Origin of the sequence: Micromonospora sp. (assembly GCF_048594385.1) — a bacterium.
In the GTDB taxonomy this organism is placed as follows: Bacteria; Actinomycetota; Actinomycetes; order Mycobacteriales; family Micromonosporaceae; genus Micromonospora; species Micromonospora wenchangensis.
Map to the genome: position 1 here is coordinate 1 of NZ_JBMDWU010000377.1, position 4,609 is coordinate 4,609.

Genomic DNA, 4,609 nt, shown 5'->3' on the forward strand with positions numbered 1-4,609 from the left:
GGGGTCGCCGGGCTGCCCGACTGGTCCCGGGTCGGCTATCTCGGCGGCCAGTCGTTGCCGTCGGACGCGGACCTGGCGGGCGGGTCCTGCACGATCGACGCGGCGCGGCTGGCCACCGAGTTCGGGGTCCGCGCCGACGACGCGGTGGACGACAGCGTCGGCCTCCAGTCGGCCATCGACCGGATCAAGGCGAACTGCTCGCCGTCGGGCAACCCGCACCGGCTCTCGTTGATCGGGTTGCCGGCCGGGCGGATCGACATCTCCCGGCAGATCTACGTCGACGCGAACTTCCTGGTGCTGCGGGGGCAGGGCGCCGGTAGCGGCGGGACCCGGGTCGTGTTCCGGCCGGACGTCAACACCCGGTACGACACGCTGACCGCCGACGGCAGCCGGTGGAACCAGGACACGATGACGTTCGGCTCGCCGCCGGACACCGGCACCGGGGGGTGGATCTGGCCCGGCCGGGCCCTGTTCAAGGTGCAGACCCGTGAGGTCGCCGACCGGTACGCCGACGAGTGGGCCGCCGCTCCCGCCAACCGTAAGGACCTGTTCGAGGGCTCGATCAACCAGCACTGGGCCTCCGGCCAGAAACTGGGTTCCGCGTCGATCGACCCGGGGTACTCGGCCCGCGCCGGGCAGAACGTGATCCGCCTCGACGCCAAGGCGAAGATGGACGGCTTCCGGGTCGGCGGCTACGTCTGGGTCGGGGTCGCCAACAGCCTGCGCTTCTACGAACAGCAGGGGCTCGCGCCCGACGATCCGGGCACCCGCGAGAACCTGCACATGCGTCAGCAGATGTTCCGGGCGGTCGCCGTGAACACCTCGGCGAAGACGGTCACGCTGGACCACCCGCTGGAGTACGACGCACCCGTCGACTCCACCTCGGACGGTTCCGCGCCGATCGCCGGCAACGTCTACCCCAGCAAGATCACCCCGCTACGGGCGGTGGAGGGGGTCGGCTTCGAGAACTTCGCCTTCTCCCAGGAGATGGAGGGTCTGCCGAAGCTGCTCGGCGGCGTCTACCACCCCAGCCCGACCGACGCGGTGCACAACTACGGCAACCTGGCCCCCGAGTACGCCATGCACGGCATCGCGTTCAAGTGGGCCGCGAACAGCTGGGCGCGCGGGCTGGCCGGGTCGATGACCGGCTCGCACCCGATCGTCACCGAGGTCGCCCGCAACCTGCAGATCGAGCACAACACGTTCGACGGGGCGTGGAACAAGGGCAAGGGCGGCAACGGTTACCTGCGCGGCAGCCGGGTCTGGGACTCGCTGTGGGCGTACAACACCAGCCGGAACCTGCGGCACTTCACGTTCCAGTGGTCGGCCAGCGGCAACGTGGCGTTCGGCAACGACCTGGACTCCGACCTCAACCTGCACGGCGGCTGGGAACGCTACAACCTGTTCGAGGGCAACACCGTCCGCGTCCCGTACGAGCACCGGTCGGGCAGTTGCACCGCCAACTGCGGCGGCGAGGGTGGTGAGCTGGAGGACGGCACCTGGTTCCCGATCTGGTGGGCGGCGGCGGCAAAGGCGATCAAGTGGTCCGGGGCGTCCGGCCCGCAGAACGTCTTCCACCGCAACACGATGATCAAACAGTCCGTCCCGGGCGGCCCCTACCTGCCCTACGAGCCGTATTCCAGCGACAGCGGCGAGACGGAGGCGATCTACCAGTTCGGCTCCGACGCGGCGAACCCACGCGCTTTCACCCCGTTGAGCCAGGGCGGCGCGCCGATCAAGGACTGGTCCGGCCGGGAGACCGTGAACTACGCCGGCCAGGGTGTCGCGGTACGCACCGGCGAGCGGTGGCCGTCGCTGTTCCTGCGTGACGTCGGCCAGCTCGAACCCCGCGACGGCAACCGGCGGACCGTCGTGACCTGGAACATGCAGGGGGCGGGTTCCAGCGCGGGCGGCACCTACGAGAACAAGTACGCGACAGTGCTGGGGTTCCTCAGCGCGGGGACGCTGGCGGTGGCGCTCCAGGAGGCCGGGTCGCCACCGGCCGGCAGCGCACACGAGATGGCGCGGCACGCCCAGCAGGTGTTCGCCAACAACGGCGTCTTCCCCCCGGTGTACGAGTACTACCTGGGCACCCTGCTCGGTGAACCCACCCGGCACCTGTACTGGCTGAACACGGACACCTCGACGCAGGGCCCGAACCGGGTCAACCTCGCCATCGCCACCGCGCAGCGCGCCGACCAGGTCGCCGTGGTCGCCGGGCAGGCGGGCGCCCGGCCGGCGCTCGGCGTACGGATCGGCGAGACGTTCTTCTTCACCGTGCACGGCTGGGCGGGCAACGGCAACGACATGCCGACCACGCTGGCGAACATCCGCACGTTCATCCAGAACAACCCCGGCGCGAACGGCACCTACGAGTGGGTCGTGCTCGGCGACTTCAACCGGGAGCCGCAGAACCTGCGCAACGCGCTACCGGTCAACCAGTTCGCCGTGATGGCCCCGGACGCCAACACCCATCCGACGACGGGCCCGACGAACACCCTGGACTACGCGGTGACCGACTTCGGCAACGGCGCGCCGACGCTCTTCCGGGCGCACACCGAGAACACGATCACCAACTCCGACCACCACCCGGTGACCTACGGCTTCGACCTGCGCGCCGCCGCGGAGGTGCCGCCGCTGGCCACCCCGACGATGCCCGGCCGGGCGCTGCTGCGCAACGCCGCCACCACCCGCGTCGCCGACGCCGAACCCAACGGCGGGCCACTGGTCGTGGACACCGCCTACGCCCCGTCGCGGGCCCAACAGTGGCGGCTGGACTGGGACAACGAGGTCCCCGGCTACCTGCGCCTGCAACGGGTCCGGGAGGGCAACTCGACCGACGACCGCTACCTGGGCCTGGCCGATGCCGCCCCGGACGCCCGCGCCGCGCTGGGCTGGTCACCGTCGCTGGCCCAGCTGTGGCGGCCGGTGTCCAACGGCGACGGCACGTACACCCTGCTCAACTACCTGACCGGGCAGGCGCTCACGGTGCTGCCGGGCGACTTCGTGCTGGCCGCCCGGGACGCCACCGACTCGCCGTACCAACGCTGGTTCCTCGCGTCCTCGACGGACCTCGACCTGCGGCGGGACATCCTGCCCGTCGTCGCGCCCGCCGGCACGGCGGCCGAGCTGGGGGTGGCCGGCCCGGACGGCGTCGAGGGCCGGCCGGTGCAGCTGCTGCCCGCCACCACCGGCAGCCGGGAGTGGCAGCCGGTGCCGGCCGGGCAGCGCGGCGCCGACCGGTGCTTCTACCTGCTGTACGACGACGAGTACCTGACGTCCACCCCGGACGGTGGCCTGCCCCTGCCCGGCGCGCACGTGGTGCTGGACGGCTACGACCCGCACAGCCAGGGGCAGGTCTGGTGCGTGCACCAGGACAGCGCCTCGATGACCATCTACAACAACACCGTCGTGCAGGGTCAACTCGTCCAGACCTACCTGACCGACCACGGCCTGCACGCGCACCTGAGCGTGGAGTCCGTGCCGGACACCGGGCGGGAGGGCTGGCGCTGGTGAGGTGACGCGGGGCGACGGCCCCGCCCCGGGCGTCCCGCGGGCCGGCCGGCACGACGTTCCCCGGCGTAAGCTGAAGGGCGTCGATGTCACCGACGGTCGGGGGTTACCGGGGCGTGGTGGGGCTGTCGTCGGGAGATGGCGTCGAGGGTGGGCACCGGACCCGGCCGCAGGGCGCGCTGCGACTACAGATCCTCGGCCCGCTGCGCGTCCGGCGGGGCGGCGTCGAGCTGGACCCGGGCCCCCGCCAGCGGGCCTACCTGCTGCTCCTGCTGCTGGCCCGCGCCGGGGAACCGGTCAGCACCACCGAGCTGATCGACCTGGTCTGGGGCGACGACGCCCCCGCGACCGCCGTCAACGTCATCCACAAGTACGTCGGTGCGCTGCGCCGCCTGCTGGAACCCGGTCTGCCACCCCGCGCGGCCGGCTCCTACCTGCACCGGCACGCGACCGGCTACCGCCTGTCCGCCACGGCGGAACTGCTCGACCTGATGGCGTTCCGGGGGCACGTCGGGGCCGCCGCCGCCCACCGGGCCCGGGGTCGGGACGCCGACGCCCTCGACGCGTACTGCCGGGCGCTCGCGCTGTGGCGGGGACCGGCCGGCGACGGGTACACGCACCGGCCCGGCGCGGTCGCCCTCTTCGCCGCGCTGGACGGGGAGTTCTTCGCCGCCGCCGTCGCCGCCGCAGACCTGGCCGTCGCGGCGGGGCAGCCCCACCAGGTGCTGGCCCCCCTACGGCTGGCGGCGACGATGACGCCCCTGCACGAGCCGGTGCAGGCGGGACTGGTCACCGCGTTGGCCGCCGCCGGCCAGCAGGCGCAGGCGCTGGCAGTGTTCCGGGCCGTCCGCGCCGACCTCGCCGAGCACCTGGGGGTCGACCCCGGCCCGGTGCTGGCCCAGGCATACCACCGCGCGCTCGGCCGGGCGTCACCGCCGGCGCCCGCCGGGCCGTCCGCGCCGCCGGCGCCCGCCGGGCCCTCCGTGCTGCCGGCGCCTGCCGGGCCGTCCGCGCTGCCGGCGCCCGCCGGTGACGGCCTGGTGGGCCGGGCCGGCGAGTTGGCGACCCTACGGGACGCGACCACGGCGGCCTTCAC

The 4,609-nt window shown here is 73.0% G+C and carries 2 protein-coding genes; both read left to right on the forward strand.

What is annotated here, in order from left to right:
* Window positions 1-3,516 (forward strand): hypothetical protein (locus ACOJTC_RS20220; protein ID WP_420118051.1); only part of this gene is annotated, 3,516 nt, incomplete at its 5' end.
* An 83-nt stretch (window positions 3,517-3,599) separates the two neighbouring features.
* Window positions 3,600-4,609: AfsR/SARP family transcriptional regulator (locus tag ACOJTC_RS20225; protein ID WP_420118052.1), on the forward strand; the 1,010-nt coding region annotated here is incomplete at its 3' end.